At 60.0% G+C, this 17,716-nt stretch carries 18 protein-coding genes and 4 pseudogenes; 6 read left to right on the forward strand and 16 right to left on the reverse strand.

Features of this window, described 5'->3' with window-relative positions:
* Positions 1 to 78 precede the first annotated feature (78 nt).
* A complete protein-coding gene (locus tag J6525_RS21975; protein WP_225646243.1) occupies positions 79 to 330 on the forward strand; it encodes a hypothetical protein in 252 nt (83 codons plus the stop codon).
* Between the two features lie 888 nt (positions 331 to 1,218).
* On the opposite strand, the gene J6525_RS21980 is transcribed toward J6525_RS21975, so the two are convergent.
* A complete protein-coding gene (locus J6525_RS21980) occupies positions 1,219 to 1,461 on the reverse strand; it encodes a DUF3551 domain-containing protein (protein ID WP_312009816.1) in 243 nt (80 codons plus the stop codon).
* A gap of 365 nt (positions 1,462 to 1,826) precedes the next feature.
* Positions 1,827 to 2,015, reverse strand: a complete 189-nt coding sequence (locus J6525_RS21985) for a hypothetical protein (protein ID WP_225646245.1) — start codon at positions 2,013 to 2,015, stop codon at positions 1,827 to 1,829.
* Between J6525_RS21985 and J6525_RS21990 the strand changes: the two genes are divergently transcribed.
* Positions 2,014 to 2,292: a hypothetical protein gene (locus J6525_RS21990; RefSeq protein ID WP_225646246.1), complete on the forward strand. Its 279-nt coding sequence runs from the start codon at positions 2,014 to 2,016 to the stop codon at positions 2,290 to 2,292. The two genes, J6525_RS21985 and J6525_RS21990, sit on opposite strands and share 2 nt — an antisense overlap.
* 185 nt (positions 2,293 to 2,477) lie before the next feature.
* On the opposite strand, the gene J6525_RS21995 is transcribed toward J6525_RS21990, so the two are convergent.
* The 4 genes and pseudogenes from J6525_RS21995 to J6525_RS22010 all read right to left on the reverse strand — a co-directional run bounded on the left by J6525_RS21995 (position 2,478) and on the right by J6525_RS22010 (position 5,000).
* Entirely contained in the window at positions 2,478 to 3,329 is an 852-nt protein-coding gene (locus tag J6525_RS21995) for a sensor histidine kinase (RefSeq protein WP_225646247.1), read from the reverse strand.
* A gap of 203 nt (positions 3,330 to 3,532) precedes the next feature.
* Entirely contained in the window at positions 3,533 to 3,748 is a 216-nt protein-coding gene (locus J6525_RS22000; RefSeq protein ID WP_057016778.1) for a hypothetical protein, read from the reverse strand.
* Between the two features lie 26 nt (positions 3,749 to 3,774).
* A complete protein-coding gene (locus tag J6525_RS22005; RefSeq protein WP_057016779.1) occupies positions 3,775 to 3,975 on the reverse strand; it encodes a hypothetical protein in 201 nt (66 codons plus the stop codon).
* A 589-nt stretch (positions 3,976 to 4,564) separates the two neighbouring features.
* A pseudogene (locus tag J6525_RS22010) lies at positions 4,565 to 5,000 on the reverse strand (CBS domain-containing protein).
* Positions 5,001 to 5,709: 709 nt separating this feature from the next.
* Between J6525_RS22010 and J6525_RS22015 the strand changes: the two are divergent.
* Positions 5,710 to 7,014: a type II toxin-antitoxin system HipA family toxin gene (locus tag J6525_RS22015; RefSeq protein WP_225646248.1), complete on the forward strand. Its 1,305-nt coding sequence runs from the start codon at positions 5,710 to 5,712 to the stop codon at positions 7,012 to 7,014.
* Between the two features lie 3 nt (positions 7,015 to 7,017).
* A complete protein-coding gene (locus tag J6525_RS22020) occupies positions 7,018 to 7,308 on the forward strand; it encodes a helix-turn-helix domain-containing protein (protein WP_225646249.1) in 291 nt (96 codons plus the stop codon).
* Positions 7,309 to 7,966: 658 nt separating this feature from the next.
* On the opposite strand, the pseudogene J6525_RS22025 reads toward J6525_RS22020, so the two are convergent.
* Together J6525_RS22025 and J6525_RS22030 are read right to left on the reverse strand one after the other, a co-directional pair.
* Positions 7,967 to 8,086 (reverse strand): annotated as a pseudogene (locus J6525_RS22025) (patatin-like phospholipase family protein); the annotation flags it as partial.
* A gap of 663 nt (positions 8,087 to 8,749) precedes the next feature.
* Complete coding sequence (locus J6525_RS22030) at positions 8,750 to 9,250, reverse strand: DUF1269 domain-containing protein (protein ID WP_092090414.1); 501 nt, start codon at positions 9,248 to 9,250, stop codon at positions 8,750 to 8,752.
* 346 nt (positions 9,251 to 9,596) lie between these two features.
* On the opposite strand from J6525_RS22030, the gene J6525_RS22035 reads away from it, so the two are divergent.
* Positions 9,597 to 11,303, forward strand: a complete 1,707-nt coding sequence (locus J6525_RS22035; protein WP_225646250.1) for a Na/Pi cotransporter family protein — start codon at positions 9,597 to 9,599, stop codon at positions 11,301 to 11,303.
* Positions 11,304 to 11,615: 312 nt separating this feature from the next.
* Positions 11,616 to 12,119, forward strand: a complete 504-nt coding sequence (locus J6525_RS22040; RefSeq protein ID WP_225646251.1) for an ATP-binding domain-containing protein — start codon at positions 11,616 to 11,618, stop codon at positions 12,117 to 12,119.
* Positions 12,120 to 12,224: 105 nt separating this feature from the next.
* Here the strand turns inward: J6525_RS22040 and J6525_RS22045 are convergent.
* The 8 genes and pseudogenes from J6525_RS22045 to J6525_RS46975 form a co-directional block, all read right to left on the reverse strand.
* Positions 12,225 to 12,588: pseudogene (locus tag J6525_RS22045) on the reverse strand (peptidase S10); the annotation flags it as partial.
* A gap of 110 nt (positions 12,589 to 12,698) precedes the next feature.
* Positions 12,699 to 13,612, reverse strand: a pseudogene (locus J6525_RS47975) (hypothetical protein).
* Positions 13,613 to 13,771: 159 nt separating this feature from the next.
* The gene (locus J6525_RS22060; RefSeq protein WP_225646254.1) at positions 13,772 to 14,089 is read right to left on the reverse strand and encodes a hypothetical protein; all 318 of its coding nucleotides are present in this window, start codon (positions 14,087 to 14,089) and stop codon (positions 13,772 to 13,774) included.
* 92 nt (positions 14,090 to 14,181) lie between these two features.
* Entirely contained in the window at positions 14,182 to 14,487 is a 306-nt protein-coding gene (locus tag J6525_RS22065) for a plasmid pRiA4b ORF-3 family protein (RefSeq protein WP_082653917.1), read from the reverse strand.
* A 338-nt stretch (positions 14,488 to 14,825) separates the two neighbouring features.
* Positions 14,826 to 16,109, reverse strand: coding sequence for a cystathionine gamma-synthase family protein (locus tag J6525_RS22070; protein WP_225646255.1), 1,284 nt, complete (start codon positions 16,107 to 16,109; stop codon positions 14,826 to 14,828).
* Positions 16,110 to 16,171: 62 nt separating this feature from the next.
* Positions 16,172 to 16,531, reverse strand: a complete 360-nt coding sequence (locus tag J6525_RS22075; protein WP_057018804.1) for a hypothetical protein — start codon at positions 16,529 to 16,531, stop codon at positions 16,172 to 16,174.
* A gap of 52 nt (positions 16,532 to 16,583) precedes the next feature.
* Positions 16,584 to 16,940 carry a hypothetical protein gene (locus J6525_RS22080; RefSeq protein WP_156436364.1) on the reverse strand — a complete coding sequence of 119 codons (357 nt, stop codon included), beginning with the start codon at positions 16,938 to 16,940 and terminating at the stop codon, positions 16,584 to 16,586.
* Positions 16,941 to 17,057: 117 nt separating this feature from the next.
* On the reverse strand, positions 17,058 to 17,192 hold the full coding sequence (locus J6525_RS46975) for a hypothetical protein (protein WP_283848634.1): 135 nt from the start codon (positions 17,190 to 17,192) through the stop codon (positions 17,058 to 17,060).
* Positions 17,193 to 17,716: the final 524 nt, after the last annotated feature.

Below are 17,716 nucleotides of genomic sequence, written 5' to 3' on the forward strand. Positions count from 1 at the left end.
CGCAGCAAAAAGAAACGCAGGACAACTGGAGCTGATCGCCGTCAGTTGACGCCGCGATGACGCTTTCTTTCAATTTCAATGACCGCACGCAAAACTGCCCGACATGCCTCGTCGTCGCTGACGGAGCGTCCCTTTCGTACAAGCCTGAGGCTCACCACATCCGGGCTAGTCGCTCAGCTGATGGCGCAATGGATGGGCAAGCTCGGCTTCGAGCTCGAGATCGTGGCCGACTACATCTTTAGCGAGGTCAAGATGATGGTAATGCGATGCATCATGCATCGGCGATTTGAACGCAACCGGCAAGGCGCCAGCTTCTGGAAAGACGAATAGTCAGCCGCTACCGACTCGGGCATGGCGTCGAGATCAAAGGGTTAGGCCGGGCGAAGTTTATTTCGATCGGCGGGCGCTGACAGTGTGTTTTCGTCGGGCCGAGAACTCAATCAGAACGCGGCCACACTTCGTTTCGGCTTGATATTGGCTGTTGGGATAAAGATTATCACGACATGGGAGAGGCTTATGCCTCTCAAAAAGATTGTCGAAAGCGAAATCGTCGTGGTTGGGAAACGCCAAAAAATTCATCTGTCGTTCCCTGCCTCTCGGGCGATCCAAATCGTTCCGAAAGCAGCGATTTCGCGGCCGTAAACGCCCGGACTGGTTCCCGATCCGAGTCATGCCGAATTAAAACCTGCGCTAGGCGATCATCTCCATCCATCTGAAAAACGACATGGAAAGAGTGCTCGCCGATTTTGACTTCGGGAATCTATATCTCCGAATAGAAAGAGCCATATTGTTCGCGCGGGTCGATTTTCAAATTTTCTGAGCCAACTGCGGCGATGATTTCCGTGTTTTGCATCCCCCAGCGGGTGCTCTGCCAGCCGGGCACGTCAGGAGGCGCTGTAACCATCTAAATTGAACTCACGGCTATAAGATACACCTAAGCTTACCAGCACAATCAAAGGTCGAGCAAGCGCCGGGCCAAGCGCGCAAGCGAAAAGACCGGAGCTAGCAGTCACGCCACTGCGCCGGAGGAGCTTGTGGCCGGAGAGGTTGTTCTGATGCCTTCGTGGCAACGACCGCCAAACACCAACAAACGACAGTGTCGTGCTACTGCCGATAATGACGCGGTGTCGCATTCGAACCCACTCTAACCTGAGACCATTGGCGATTTATAGGCTTGTCCGGGCTCGGCCAGTGCCGGGGCCACCCTTCCGACATGCACTAGCGATGTCGATCTCTGTATTGCCGCCGCTGCTCGCCAAATGCCGCACGTGGATTGAGCCTGCACGTCACGTTTTGCCCGGACGCGGACGCGAGGCACTGCGCACGTGAGCAGTTACGTACCCCGCGATCCCAAACGTCAACGCAGTAGACAAACAGAGACACACGCATTGGTGACTCCTCAGTTCGAATGCCCGATTGTTCCAACGGAGCGAACGATCTGTAGTTCCCTCGAAGCTCCATTAGAGACGGCTCGGACCCGCTGAGAGCTCTAAAATTCGCGTGTCGGCATATGCACGCAGAATTCCCGGCGTTCAGTGCGTGCTCATGTCAACGCCGCGATAGCCGGTCCGACGCGCCGCATCGATCATCGACCGATGTCCGCTTTACGCCGGCACACTCCGACTGACGGCTGCAATCTCGCTCTAAAATTTCATTCAAACTCGTATGCGGGGTCTTCGACCGAGTGCCAATCCCTCATATAAGAAATTGCAAAGTTTCTTACTTCCTAATCTCGAAACTGCGCGACGTGGACAAGGTCTGCGTTTCCTGCGGGCCGAGCTGCCGGGCAAGGTCGCGTCCGCTCTCGGCCGATGCGTTGTTCTGTGTCACAGAGGTCTCCTGGGAATTGCCGATTGCATTTCTTCTGCCGAGCGAGTGAACGGCTCGATCTGGCGGTAGCAGCCGATCTCGCGCGCAATGTCCATCATTTGATGAGGGTCTCCGGCCGCGGTGATGAAATCCTTCACCGCCTTCATTGCCGGCTCGTCTCCGAACTTGCCGCGGTAACGCAGCATGTCCACGACTGCCCTGGCGGGGCTCGTTACCGGTACTCCGCCAAACGTCATCGTATCCACGCTGATCCGCATCATCGGCTCCTGCCAAAACAAGGTGCGGACTGGATCGCGCCGACTGTCCGTCGCCGGATTCTTGACGTTGTTGCGGTCGACGGCATACCAGATTTACCAAGGCATCTCGTCGGACAAGCGCCGAACTGAAGCCGCTGAACTCAAGCAAACGACGCCGCCGGGATTGATGGAGCAGGCAGCGCGGGAGTTTCTGAAGCGCCGCTGATTTACGGGCGCGGCCGCGCCGCCGGCGAGACCGACATGCCTCTGCAGAGCCTCCCCGACAAATCGAACTACACCTGGCAGGACGTCATGGAACGCGAATTCCGCTTTGACAACCCAGATCTATCTCGCGGCAGCGTCCCGGCAAAGAGCATCTGACGGACGCGACTGATCGGCGAATGGCGTCAACTAGCGAAGCCGAGCCCGCACTCTGACGCGCAGCCCGGGATCGAGACGTTCGTACGCGATCTCGCCTTCGAGCTGCTGGGTGAGCAGATCGACGATCCGCGAACCCAATCCTCCGGGCTCTGCTGCGCCCGAAACACCGATGCCGTTGTCGGCGACCGACAACTCCAGGCAGTCTCCGCCGGAGAACGTGACCACTACGTGGCCCGGCCTATTGGCGGGAAATGCGTACTTCAGCGCGTTGGTGACGAGCTCGCTCGCGATCATGCCGATCGCGAGCGCGTGTTCGTTCGGCAGATCGATGTCGTCGGAAACCACCTGGAAGGCGACGGGTCCGGACGGAGCCAAGGATTGGAACACCTTTCCGACCACGTTGGTCAGGAAGTGGCGCATGTTGACGGAGCGCGAGTCCTGCTTGAGCGAGAGATGGTCGTAGACCTCGGCCATGACCTGCAGCCTGCGCGCGGTGGCGTCCAGAGCGACTGCGACTTCGGGCCCGCCGTTCTTGGCCTGCAGCCTCATCATCCCGCTCAGGACGGCGAGATTGTTCTTGGTGCGGTGCGCCATTTCCTGCAGCAGCACCGCCTTGGTTTTGTCGGCCAGCATGACACGCCGGAGTTCGGCGCGCTGAAACTCGGCAACAGCGGCGGCGCCGGCCGCCGTGATCGCGAAGAGAACATTCGTGGCGAGGAAGTCGAAGCCGACCGCTCCCGCGTAGCTGACATAGGAGCCCACGCAAACTGCGACGATTGCGGCAAATATCCCACAGCCGCTGTCGAAGAGCAGGCCCGAGAGAAACACGCCGGGCAGCAGCAAGAAGTATCCTGGCGTGCCGGTCTGCATCTGGAGCGCCATCTGCAGCACCGCGCACGCCAGCATGATGCACGCAGAAATGCAGTATCGGACCACGCTTGGGAGCCTGTGCTCCAGGATCAGCGGGTAGAGCCTGTTGATGGAATTCAAGAACTGCGCGAGGTTGTCGGTGATCGGCGGGAGCTCCTAAACGAACGCAAACTTTATAGTCGGACGCTGAACCAAATTTATGCCTGCGCCGACGATTAGGCCGACTTCCGGGTAGTGAGATCCAGCAGGGCGCTGTCCGCTGCGCCCCGCAGCTCATCGAGGTCGATCCTTCCGGCGCGAGCGGCCCTCATCAAGTGCATCGCGACATACTTTCGGCTTTCATGGTCGCCGCCGTGGCCGGATAGCTGGCGGCAGACCTCTTCCAGCACGAGGTCCAGCCTCGCCCGGATGCGCGCGTCGAACTCGTTCATCGCGGCCTCCATCGGCTCGCCCGAGATCACCCCGACATCGTTGGGGCCGTGCCAAGGGCGCTTCTGCCGATCCGCCTCAAGTCATCAGCCGAGGTCTTTCCGTGGCTCGCCGCTTCGAGGATCTTGGAAGCGACATGAGCGCGCGCGGCGGTTTCATAGCGGGAAATATTTTTGCAGACTTCGTCCAGGACCGCGCGCAGCAGCGCGGTCGTTTCGGCATCGAACATCGAGAGCCCCGTCGTCAGGAAACCCGCCAAGAACATAGGACCGCTCCGTCAATTCCGAATTCACCCATGTTAAGGCGGAGCGTGGCAATTGAATTCTGCGACGCAGCGTATGTACCTTGACGAAGTCACTCGCCTGTTTTGAAATCGGCGCCATTGTCGCGTGGGGGTGATTTTGGATAGCGAGTTTTCAAGCAGCAGGCGCTACGCGTCCGCGATCTCACCGAGAAAGCGGATCAGTTCACAAGGAAGCGGCTGCTGGCTCTGGCCGACAGATACGACGCCAAGGCGGGTGGGCCCTCAAACGCATCGCGGATGATCGACCGGCAGGTTCCCCGCGCTTGGCCACTTTCGAACTCCGGTCACTCGGGCGAGGCATATAAATATCTAGGCCTGGCGCGGCCGTCGAAATCAAGTGCGCCGCTTGCGACGGAAAGGGACGTCCTCCCGTGCAGAACATCGCCGCCGGTCGCAGGATCTATTCCGGCCCTGCAGCAGGTGCGATGGCAAGTGTCGGATTTACGAGGCCTCCTCACCTACGGCGCCCGCATGCCGGCGGCTCTGCGGCCGCGACCGGCCGACTGACGAAGGCTCAGGCGGGAGCTGAGCTCTGGTTGTGCTGCTGGCTCGGTCGGGCGATCCGTGCAGCGCCCTGCCAGTGGCGGGCGAATGGTGCGTTAGATCACTGAGTGACACGATGCCGACGAGACGCTTGTCGCGGTCCATGACCGGCAGCCGCCGCACCTGGATGTCGCTCATGTTGGTGCAGACGTGGGATATATCCTCGTCCTCGAAGCAGTATTTCACCTCGTCCGTCATCGCGTCGCGGACCTTGGCCTTCGGCCCTTGCCTTCCGCGATGCCGCGCACCGCGATGTCGCGGTCGGTGATCATGCCGACGAGCCCGTCGCCGTCGGCGACGGGCAGAATGCCGCAATCGCAGTCCTTCATAAGCTTCGCCGCGCGCAGGAGCGTGTCGTTGGGACTGGCGAGTTTCGCATCGCGTGTCATCACCTCGCTGATCTTCATGGCCATCTCCTATGTACGCCACCATCCGGAACTCTGGGGAACGAACCCGGTGGCTTCTTCGAATCCTTACCGAACATCGGCTCAACGGAGCCGGTGTCTAACCCGTTTCTGGCCCCGTTCGATGGCGCCCCGCCACGCCAGGCGTCAGACGGCTGCCCTCGTCGCCCTGGAGATCGGGAACGCTCGATGGCGCCTCTTCGTCCAATTCTCGAAGCCGATCGATCCGACGTCTGAGGCCGTCCGGCAGTTCTCCGTCTTGGCCAAGGGACGCTTGCAATCTTTCGCCGATCTCTCGGACGATTGCGCGGCTGTGCGCGTGGTCGATATCGATGCGGTCTCGCATGGCGAACCTCCTTGCGAACCCCCACGAACGAGGTCCCAGCGCCCGGCAGACCGAGCAGATGTCGAGACCGCCGCCTTAGGCTATCAGCCGCACACTATGCCGTGATCGACGTTCATCCTCACGTATCTGCTACAGCGGATCAGCGAAGCCGGGCTCATCCGAACTCATTGGAGCCGACTCCGGCGAGCTCCCCAGCGGCCGTGGTGGCACGTATCCCTCGGCGGCCACGTAGCTGACGGGTCGCTCCGAGACCATAATCAGGTTCCATATTCTTAATTATAACCCTATAATGGGTTGATTATTGGTTTCTGGAAGAATAAATAGCCCTTAAAGGGGTCGATTGTGAAGCTTACCGTACAGACGTTTTTGGGCGGCGCGTGGCATGACGCCGCCGTCATAACGCTTGCCCATGCCGAGAATGGGATCGGAAGCCGGTCTCCGGCCGGCTACGAGATGAGCTATTTCTATGAGCACGGAACGACAAAGAATCCGGTTCGCGACCTTCGGGCGTACTCGGTGGCCGCGCCAATCGACCTCGAGGACCGGACGGCGGACACTTGGCCGGCCTTCCTGCTGGATCTGATCCCTCAGGGAAAGCAGGCAGACCGTATGGCCGCGTTTCTCGGTCTCAAAGCAAGCGATCCAGCGACCCAGATCAAGCTGCTGCTGCGATCGGCCGGCGCTCCAGTTGGCAATCTCCGCATAAAGGAGGCACGCGAGGAAGAAGTCCAGCGCATCGAAAAGATGGTCCGGATCGGCGTCTCAATGGACGACGTTCTAGCGCGTACAGACCATTTCCTCGCGATGGCGGACGACCTTGCCCTTATCGCCTCCGGCTCCAGCGGTCTTCAGGGCGACTGGCCGAAGGTCGCGCTCACAAAGTCGATGGCGGACGGACTCTGGTATCCCGATCCGATGGTAGCCGACGATGATGCCGGGGACCATGTGATCGCCAAGTTGCTTCGAAGCGAGGAAGGAATCGACCAGCGGATCCTTCGATCAGAGGCCGCCTATGCGAAGGTCGCAAAGGATTTCGGGTTGCATGTCGAGCGGACCAGCACACACGGCAACGGCGTGCTGGTCGTGCCGAGGTTCGACCGCGGCAGAGATTCCAGCGGACTGATCCGGTACGGTCAGGAGAGCCTCGTGTCCGCGATCGGCGTCGCGGCGTTCGGGCATCTGGAGAAGCACGAAACCTATGTCGCGAAGCTTCAAGAGGTCTCTTCTGACCCGCTCGCGGACACGATCGAATACCTGCGGCGCGACATGCTCAATCTCGCGATGGGCAATCCGGACAACCACGGCAGAAACACCGCGTTGCGCAAGTTTCCCGACGGCCAGGTGCGTCTGTCGCCGCTATTCGATTTCGCGCCGATGCGCATCTCGCTCGCGGGGATCATGAGGTCCACGAAGTGGGCCTGCATGGCTTTTGCCGGCGGCAGTGACATCGAGCCGGATTGGCGCCTGATCTGCGACGCCGTCGCGAGGCCCGGCGTGCCGGCGGACGATCTCATGGCCGCGCTCGCCGAGAAGGAGGACTTACTTCGCGCACTGCCTGAAGCGGCGCGGATGTACGGTGTGCCGGACAGCGTCATTGCCAGCGCCGTTGTGCGCGGCGACGATATGGCCGACAAGGTCGCGAGGCTGCGGAATCGACCGACTTATGGATAGACGATGCCGAGGATACGAAAGCCCACTCGGGAAGAGATATGGGATCGCCGCGCCGCGATCAACGAGAAAGCGCGGAGCGCGCAACTGCGGCTGCCAGAAGGCATCGCTGAAATGCGGCATGCGCTCGGACTTTCTCAAGCTGAATTCGCGAAGGTATTTTCACTCACCACTCGACAAGTCTCCGAGATGGAGCGGGGCGGCGCCAATCCGACGGTAGCGACCCTCGAGCGCATAGGTCGCGTATTCGGTTTCCAGATCGGCTTCGTACCGCGCGCGACGCCCGGCGCTCCGTGAGAATGTCTTCGACCTCGTCTTGTGGTGGTTGCGAACGACCACAATCTAAAGGTCCTAGCCATGGCATCTCAATATGAAGATGATGTAGCCTTTCCTCCATCTGTTTGCTGCCCGCTCGGATGGTGAGTGGTGAAGCCCATTAACCTCGCAATTTCGGCAATCGTCAACCAGCGCCACTATCACGCTCTTGGTTGCGAGTTTCACTTCGAGAGCCGACCGGCTTTGGTACGATCCGGCGCCTAGGCAAGCCGGACCAGAGGCACCAATGCCAGCGCCAGCGCGGCCATTATACTGTTTTTGCGAATTTAGTATAACATCCACTTCCGGATCTAAGTTGGCTACGGACGCCCGGCGCGACACACAAAAGCGACCTCTCCCAGCGGTTCTGCGCGGCAGCTCCCTGTGCGCCGATCAAATCGTCTTGGCTGTATTTCCCGCACCTAGCTAAAGCAAGGATCTGACGCGCCGCAAGGACGACAGATAGCCGCTTCAAGCAGCCGCACCCGAAGTGGTTGACACGCTCTTAGGGACCAAAACCCAAACAGCCGCAGGCGGTCTTAGATCAACGACTGCTCGTGATCTAACCGCTAAAGAGGCATCCGGTTAGGCCGAACAGAGATGCCCCCGGTGTAATGCAAGGGATGACCTGCAGCACAATGATGAGCCGATCGAGCCCCCCGATAAAAGCGCCGTGCGATCCACCGCCCTGCAGCGCGAGATCGACCAGTACGGCATCACACGCTTGGCCCGCGCGTATTTGCGGCTCCTTCAAGGACATGGCGGGCTCCGACTGACGTGCGGCCACGTCGCGGCCGGCGAAAAACAGACAAAGATGCCATCAGTTCCTGCCAGGGAGCGGTTGCGGGAGTGGTCGCGGGCGCTCGATTCCTGGCCTACCAGGTCTCGGAGGCCGCGTGACCGGGCGGTGGCCTGGCCGTCGCCATCCGTGCCATCCCGCCGGACCACCCCAGCCCATGCCGCGCCTTGAGCTAAAACCACATCGATACCAGCCGCCACCGCGCCATCCCCTGTTGTACCAACAATAGCGATGGCCTCTCCAGGTGAACTGGACAGTTTCCGCGAGACGAAGCTCGTCGGCAGCCTGACGCAAGCCCAGCGGCGCCATAAGGCCGGCTTCCGAACGACCGCTGGTCGCCGTAATCCCGGCCGAAGCAATCCCAAGTGCGAGCCCCCATAATAGCAATCTTCGCATGATTTTCTCCCGGCTTTTGATAGCGCGGAAAAGAGCCGGCTGAGCAGCCGCGGAGCCGCACGGCCGCGCCCGGCCTCCTTCGCGGGCGATCCTGCCCAGGGACCGATGCCGCTGCGCACTGATCCCTGCGCGAAACTGCAGCGTGGCTGCCACAGCGACTGCCGTGACAGCGCAGCTACTACTCTTCCCGGCGATGCTTTGACATGGCGCCAGGCTTTGGCTCACACGCTAGGCAGCCTTGGCCTGAGTTACGGCCGCGAGAGTGTCGCGAAGGTGCTGCTCCTTCTTTTCATCGAGCGAGGTCGTCAGGACGATCCCTCCCGCATCCTTGATCGCATTGAGAACCTTGTCCGAGGTCATGGACTTGATCAGCAGGAACAGAACGGCATCTCCCGATTTCACCTTCGACGCGAGATCCTTCATGAACTGGTCTCTGATCCCGAAATCGGTCAGCGCACCGCTCAAAGCGCCTGCGCCGGCTCCGAGAGCCACGCCGAGAAGGGGATTTAGGAATACCATCCCCAAGAGCAGTCCCCAGAAGCTGCCACTGGCGGCGCCGGTCATGGTGGTGTTCACGAGCTGATTGAGCTTTACAGCGTCCCCGGTTTTGACTGCGATAACGGCATCGCTGATCGTGATCAGGTACTCGCTCTGAAGCTTGAGTATTTTTTGCCGAACTTCCTCTGCTTTGACTTCGGATGGGTACACGATCGCAACGAGATCTGACATTGAACACTCCCTGATGGCTCGAAGTGCTGCCCCTATTCCGCGCGTGATGCACGGCCGAAACTTAGCACAGACCCGAAAGTCTCTTGCCGCGCAATCATGCGCGCAGCTTCACAATCCCGAGATGTTTTTAGCGTTCGGTGCAATTAAGTAAGCGACATTGTCGCATGTGTCTCGAACAAGGACTCGCCGCAAGCCTGTCTGCCGCGCTCTTCTGAGTTCAACCCGTGCGACAAAAAAAACGTCGCTTGATGCGCCGGATGACAAGTCCTCATCCCGTGCTGACTTCAGGGCGCCGCTGCTTTAGCTTGATTGGTTCAATTGTCGGTGCACTGCGAAGAGAGCACGCATGTCGACGGCGATCTCGGTCCTCGGTGGAGTTGGTTTGTTCCTGCTTGGCATGAGCGTCATGACCGCCGGCCTCAAGGGACTCGCCGGATCCAAATTGCGGACAGTCCTGAGCAAGGCAGCAGCGACCCCGCTATCCGGTGCGCTGTGGGGCGCCATCGTGACCTTGATCGTGCAATCGTCCAGCGCCACGACGATGACCACCATCGGTCTGGTAAGCGCGGGCGTGCTGACCTTTCCGCAGGGGCTGGCCCTGGTGTTCGGTGCGAACGTCGGAACCACGGGAACCGGCTGGCTCGTTGCGCTGATCGGCGTTCGCGTCTCCCTCACGGCCGCGGCGCTCCCGATGATTTTCGTCGGCGCATTGATCAAGCTGTTGGGCGGTGGCCGTGTATCCGCAGCGGGAGCAGCCCTTGCGGGGTTCGCGCTGGTGCTGTTCGCGCTGACGACCCTGCAGCAGGGCATGGGAGGACTGGCCGAACGGTTGCACCCGGCGGACTTGCCGGCCGTTCTCGGCGCCACCTGGTGGGCCGGCTTGTACGGGGTGCTGGCGCTGGCCGTCGTCGGACTGGTGATGACCGCCGTGATGCAATCGTCGACCGCGGCTATCGCGGTGACGCTCTCGGCACACTATGCTGGAGCCATCGGCCTAGACCAGGCATGCGCACTGATCATTGGGCAGAACATCGGAACGGCGACCAGTTCCGCCATGGCGGCAATCGGCGCGAGCAGCACCGCCAAGCGATTGGCCTTGGCGTACATCCTGTTCAAGCTGATTGCGGCGGCTATTGCGCTGGTGCTCTTCCCCGTGACCATTCCCCTTCTGGTCCGCGCCTCAGACAGCATTGGTGGTGTAACGCTGCTTGCAGCTTATCACACCGCCTACAACGTCATCGGCGTCCTGGTGCTGCTGCCTGTGATCAATGGCTTTACCTGGTTCGTCGAGCGCATCCTGCCCGAACGAGGCTCACCGCTGACCAGGTGCCTGGATCCGGCAGCGCTCGCGACCCCGATCGCAACCGTCGAGGCAGTGCGACGCACGGTCGCGCGCGCGCTTGAAGCCATGTGCGGATCATTGGCGACAGCACTGTCAACAGCGAGTCAGGACGCCTCCGTCTCGGCGAGACAGAACACAGTGCCAGCGGGGGAAGCTGCCTCTGCCCTGCGCCAGGCGCAGGAGTTCATATCAGAAGTAAGTGGACCTCCTGAATCGCAGAATGAGCAGCGGCGGCTCACCAGCACGGTACATGCACTTGACCACGCGTCTCGCCTGGCCGAAACCTTCGGCGAGGAAATCGAACTCGGTCGGCTCCCCAGCGGCTCCCAGGACATGCGCGCGGTGGAACTCTGCGTGGAGGCCATGCGTAGCGCGGCATCGCTCGCCGCTGAAGTCGCTGTCGTGCCCGACGCTTCCGATTCCGCCAGAAAGATCAAGCCGAGAACAGCGCCGACGCGGTCGCACCACCCAGGGAAGGCACTCGCCACAGCCGAGACATCGACCGAGCAGGCCCTTGCCCATCTGGAGCACTGCGCGAAAGCGCTCGGCGAAGTGCTGAGAGACCACCGCAAGGTTACGCTCGGCCTGGTGGCCAGTGGAGCGGTGACGGCGGACGAAGCGATCGCTCGTGTCGATGCTGTCCGGCGCCTTGATGCGCTCGCGCATCACGGCTGGCGTTCCGCCGCGCACCTTCTCGGTCGCGGCGCATAGCGCGTTGCATTCGATCGCTTCGATGCAGGCCGCGGGACCGGGGTATAGTTCGTGGCGTGCGATCAAGCCGAGATCGTCGATATGGTACTCTCTTTATTATCTAAGATGGGCGGACCAAGCCAGGCGCAGGTCGTCGGCTCAGTCAAAGGGACCAGCGACAGATCCAGCGGTTCGATCCGAGCCACCGCGAGCCATGAAGCGGCAAGGCAGGACGCACCCGTCCTGCTCGATCGCTTCTGCCCGTGAGAGCCGGTAATCTGGACCATCAACGACTACGAACTCGATCTCTACAATGGCAGTATCGGAAGCGTCGTGGACCGAGCCGAGATGGAGCAAGGACCGGCGCTCGAGATCTCCTTCGACGGCGAATCGAAGCTGGTGCCGGCCTACGCCCTTCCGGACCTCGAGCTCGCGTATGCGATCACCTGCCACAAGGCCCAGGGCAGCGCCTTCCCGAAGGTCATCATCCCGGTCGTGGAAAGCCGCATTCTTGATCGAACCCTGATCTACGTGGTGGCGCTCACCAGGGCGAAGCGACGGGTCGTCTTCGTAGGAGACCACCAGGCGCTCTCGCAGGCCATCCAAGCCGACTCTTTCTCGTCGCGACGGGACACTGGCCTGGGAGCGTCGCCATGCCGAGTATATCGACCAATTCCAGGAACCGTTGTCCGAAAAACGCTCGTTCGGCTTCGAGCGCTAGGAGAGACCGCGCCGTTCTCGCGGCGAGCCTTATTGGGGCCGCTTCGAACACCAGCACGAAGTCACCACCACGCTCCGGGACATCTCGGCTGGTCCGGCGCGGGTCTTATATTTTGACTAGCATTTCAGTTGCGGTCTCGCGCGAAGGAGCACCGATCTCCTATGCGCGCAAAACGCGAACCCGCATGACCTAGCTCGCCGTCAGCTTGATAAACATACGCCTCACTTCATCATCGCGTCAGTCTCTGCGCGAAGGCTTGGCGCGACGCGTGAATAGAACATGTGGCCGCCCCGATAGACCACGAATTTGACCCGCCGCTCCGAGTCAAAGGGTAGCAACTGATCGAGCGCCATCTTCGAACCGAAATAGGGCGTAATAAGATCGAACAGACCGTGCCCGATCAACACGTTCATCTTCGCGTCCCTAGCGAGGATCTGGCGCAGTACCGATAGCGACTGCGGGGGCACTGCCCTTGCGGAAGCTCCAGTGCCGCCAGACCGCGCCGTTGAGCAGTTCATAGGAACCGTCCGGTCGCCAGTTGAGCCTGCGCGTCAGGACATCAACGGCCGCGCACATAAGCTTCGCCGGCTTTCTTTCCTCAAGGATCGCAAGAAGTCAAATACCATCAGCCAAGGGTCTATGACATGCTACCTAGAAAGGCAGAATGGTTGCTGCCGGAACATCGGGCGAACTGTCTATTGTTGGGCAAGGAGTTCGTCGAGCGCGCGAGTGAGTTCATCTACATCAACGTCATCGTCGCACGACTCGGTCGAGATACTTACAACGCTCTCGTCATCGCCATCCTTGGCGTCCCATGCTTTAGAAAGGTACAGTTCAGGTTTATTTGCACGCTGCCATTCACCGTCAGCATTCCTAGTCCACTTATCGGGACGCTGGGCAGGATCAAGCACCATGTTGGCTTCATCCACCTCAACAAAACCCATCGCCGCGAGGCGGGATCGCGCTTCCAGACTGACCGGAGTGGAATTGATCAATGGTCGCTCGCCATCGAGCCGAAGTTGACATTCCAGCAGAATATCCCCCGCGTTGTCGACAAGCGGATGACTAAGCCGAAGAGCTGTGGTGGATGTGATTTCAGTTCGCCCGGGAAACAGTTCCCGCCACTTTTCGCCTTCGAATACCTCATTCATCTGAAATCCGGCTTCTGTCCTTAGAAGCCAAACGCTTTCGTTGCCTAACTCATAGCTGAAATATCGAGCGTCGTCGGTATGTCTTCTGGCCGTACCGGTGCCCTCAGCCAGACTTGCCGTACGCGCAGCTTTGAGGATACGAAAGGCGAGTACTCTTGTGAGTTCGCCGCGATATGCTTGATTTCAGCGCCATGAAAATCCTTCATTTTGTCTTTGAATTGAGACCTTGTGATCTCGATGACAGGAGGTCGCTGAGCGAGGAAGTACGACGGTGCTGCCGCCGCAGACGAACTAGCGTTCGGATTCGGCGTCGACTGAATGTCTGCAAGCACGTCCACAAACCTCGGGGTATCTGTATCAGGTTGCGCGGCACTGTTTACTGAGTGCTCGATTTCACCAATTTCCCTTGCATGCGGGAGCGATTCGATACTCGACGAGCTGATAGTCCGGTTATGCATGGTAAGTCGTACTCTTATCCGCGTCGTTCTTGTCGCATGGAGCCATTCCGAGTCCGGCCGCAAACAACGAGCTGAGACTGTACAATATGACGCGACGCACGATTCAAGCCCCTTCGATGGTTCGTTGCGTGAGAACTTGCGGCTCAACCCTGAGCGCCGTCAGTCGTCAGTGGCGGTGACCGTCGATCCTCGAGCATCTTTGATTGCTTCTCCGGCGCTTAGGATGCGCCGTTGATAGGGATCCTCCTCCCACATTCGGTCGGAGATATCCCAGATCCACTCCTCGAACGGCGAGACCGCAAATGCAACGAAGCGACGGCTATGCCCGAAGTCAAAGTTAGTGCCGACCGCGCAGGCGCGGAAGAACTCCGCCAAGCGCAGTGCTTGAGTGACTTTTTGTCCCGTCGACGATTTCTCTCCGAAATCGTTGCGGTTTTCGCGATTTCGTAATTGAGGGGCCGACCGCTCGATACGCACTCGAACAAATGCAATTCGATCGTCGCCACGGCGTCCAACTTTCTGGACGAACCGATGATCGCCTTCTGTCCTCACGTTCAGCGAGGGTAAGATCAGGGACTCGATGGTGCGACGGGATGATCTGTGAACTTGAGGCTGGACGGCAGAACAACATGCGTCGAGCCATGATAGAAATAATGGATCGTCTTGGCGCCGGTCTCTTGAACGATATCGCAGAGCCGCGCTTTGCTGGCGTCCAAGGGCTGGTGGCCGTAATCCTTGTGGGGACCAGGTATCCCCCAACGGACCTCACCAGCGAAGAACTCGAAGAGGTGGCTATTCGTCCAGCCAAATGCCGCCTGAAGCGTCAGATGTAGCCTATCAAGGCGCAGGGTGACGGGTACAACAAGCCGACGCATCAAAAGCCCAAAACCTGAAACGGTTAAACGTTATACTCGGGCGCTTCGTCAACCGTAACAGCGGCAGCTCCCGGCGATCCGAAGGGCGGTGATCGCGGTCGGGCACGGGATCGGGCGGCAATTGCGAGTTGGTTTCGTTCGTTGGCCCACGGGTCGCGCCGTCTCCGAATGGCTCGAAATAGAGTGAGATTGACGGCCTGCCGGCGATTCCCTGCTGAACGCATCCAGCAATGCTATTACGTTTGCCTCGTGCGACAGCTTTCGGGCGCGCAGAGCAATGAGGCCGCACGCTGCGTCATGTCAGCGTGCCGCGCGTCCAATCCGCTGTGATCCCCTGCTCAAGCCGCGTTCAGCGCCTGCGCGAGGTCCGCGATCAGATCGGACGGGTTCTCGATCCCGATCGACAGCCGGATGGTGGAATCGAGCACGCCGATCTTTTGGCGAATGTCGGCGGGAACGCCGGAATGGGTCATGGTCGCGGGCAGGCTCGCGAGCGACTCGGTGCCGCCGAGGCTCACCGCCAGCTTGAGGATTTGCAGCGCATTGAGGAATTTCACCGCCGCCTCCTTGCCGCCGACGATGTCGAACGAGAAGGTCGATCCCGCGCCCAGGCATTGTCTCGCGAACACCCGCCCCGAGGGCGAGGCCTGCTCGTGATGACCGAGATAGTGAACCCTGGCGACCTTGGGGTGATCTCGCAGATAGCTCGCCACCAGGCACGCATTCGCATCGGCCTTTTCCATGCGCAGGCTCAGCGTCTCCAATGAGCGGTTGATCATCCAGCACGAATGCGGATCGAGCTGGGTGCCGATGGCGCCGCGCAGCGCCTTGATGCCCTTGATGATCGCCCTCGATCCGAGCGCGGCGCCCGCGATCAGGTCGGAGTGGCCGCCGACATATTTCGTCAGCGAATACAGCGACAGGTCCGCACCGTGCTCGATCGGCCGCTGAAACACCGGGCCGAGCAGCGTGTTGTCGCAGGCGATGATCGGCGTGTGTCCCTGGGCCTTGCCGATAGAATCGGCGATGCGGCGGATCATCGCGATGTCGACGAGGCCGTTGGTCGGATTGGCCGGGGTCTCGATCAGGATCATCGAAACCCGCCCCCTCCCCGTCGCCTCCTCCGCGGCCTGCCTGACGGAGGCTTCATCGATGCCGTCGGCAAAGCCGACCGCGCCGATCGACAGGCGCGCCAGCGTGTTCGTCAGCAGGGTCTCCGTGCCGCCATAGAGCGGCTGGGAGTGCAGGATGACGTCGCCGGGCCGGACGAAGGCGAGGATCGTGGTCGCGATCGCCGCCATGCCCGAGGAGAACAGTGCACAGCTGCCGGTGTGCTCGTAGACCGCGAGCCTGTCCTCGACGATCTCGCTGTTGGGGTGGTTGAAGCGCGAATAGACGAGGCCCGCCCCCATGCCTTCCGGCGGCTCGCGCCGGCCGGCGACGTAATCGAAGAAGTCCTGGCCGTCTTCGGCGGTCTTGAACACGAAGGTCGAGGTCAGGAACACCGGCGGCTTGATGGCGCCCTCCGACAATTGCGGATCATAGCCATAGGTCAGCATCAGGGTTTCCGGATGTAGCATATGGTTGCCGATATGGGTCTTCGACGGGAACGGTTTTACCATGGTTGCCTCGCTGTTCCGATGCTCGCCGCGCGTTGCGGGCCGAATCGGTGGTACACTGGTGCTCACAAAATCGAGCCTGTATGCAGGTTTGCCGGCACCTGCTCCGGCAGCGGATTTCCAGACAGATCTAACTCGGCACCAGCGCTCAACTGCGTCAGTGGGTTCTCGGGTAGGCTGGTTAGCTGGTTGCGCCTAACGGCGAGAGTACGGAGCATAGCGGGTAAGCCCTCCTGCAGACTCGTCAATTGATTGTCGCTGACCTCGAGATACTGGAGCGAATCAGAGAGGATCTCCGGCAGATTCGGTAACTCATTGTAGCTGACGTCGAGAAACTGAAGCGCAGGAGGAAGGGCCTCAGGCAGGCTCGCTAGTCGGTTATCACTCGCGTTGAGATAAGCGAGCACGGCCGGAAGGGCGGGCAAGTGGGTCCGCTGGTTGTGACTGACGTTGGGCGCCCCGAGGGTGGCGGGCAGGCTAGCTATCGGGCAGTCTGGTTAGCCGGTTGAAGGAAACGTCGATTTGCCTGAGGTCGGTCGAAAATCTGGGCAGACTGGTCAGGGACAACGATCCGAGATCGAGATGTTGATCTCTCTCGGAGAGATTTAATCGCGTTAAGGCTTCTTCTCGATCCTCGAGTGGGCCCACGTCCCGTTCGGCAGCCCAATTTTCAACCGTCTGGTCTTGGTCGCCCTCCGCATGAGCTGAATCTGCCGCGTCATAGCTTGTCAGCACTCCGTCCCACTGCGCCCCGGCCTCGTTTTCCTGCCCCTCTCGTTCGTTCGACGGGATCCCATCGCCGCACAGAATCTGCCCTGCCTCAAAGGGATCCATTCCATACTCCCTTGCCAGGACTGAGTAGACTCGGTCCACTACGATACGTTGTAACCTCTGAAGCACTTACCTGTCGGTAAGCTGACGAAGAAGCTTACGATTACCCACATTTTTGAATCAGAGTTTCGCTCCCGTTGCGATATCGATGAATCGCGATAGTCCGCGCCACATGATCAGATTCCCTGGCGGCGCATCGTTGGCGCGGGCGAGATAGCCGCCGAGCCTGGCGATCTTGATGAGATAATGCGACAATGTCTTTCGTTGGGTGCTGACTGGATCTGTCTTTAACGAGCCGATCAAGCAATTGGATTTCAGCTTTGGTCAGCGCAAATTCCGGTGAGACATTTGGCGCTGAACGATTGAGCATCGTCATCCAAAAAATGCGCCAGCTCACAATGCAGAACAGTGAGATTAGATTCGTCAATCGCTGAGTAGTCCGCGGTTGCGAGTCCTCTGCTCTACAGCCGGATTTGAGTATCTGTGGAAGACCTCAATCTTCCATCGCAGAGAATATCATTCGAGTTTCTCGATCGCCCCCCCTCGCGATTGTACCGGAAGATCGGTCAGGAGTTTCCATTCAATCTTCTTTCTGTTCTTTGGCGCTCCTCTTTCATCAGCGTGGATCACAGTCAAAGTCAAAGCGGGATACCGCGACTGCTTGTCAGCGCTTCCCGAACGACGATCAGGAAAGCGCGCACCGCAATTGCGCAGAGAAATTGTTGCTCCTCGGTGGCTACTACACCTCGCAAATGAGGCCGCGATGAAATTGACTGGCC

Source organism: Bradyrhizobium australafricanum (assembly GCF_020329495.1).
Lineage (GTDB): Bacteria > Pseudomonadota > Alphaproteobacteria > Rhizobiales > Xanthobacteraceae > Bradyrhizobium > Bradyrhizobium australafricanum.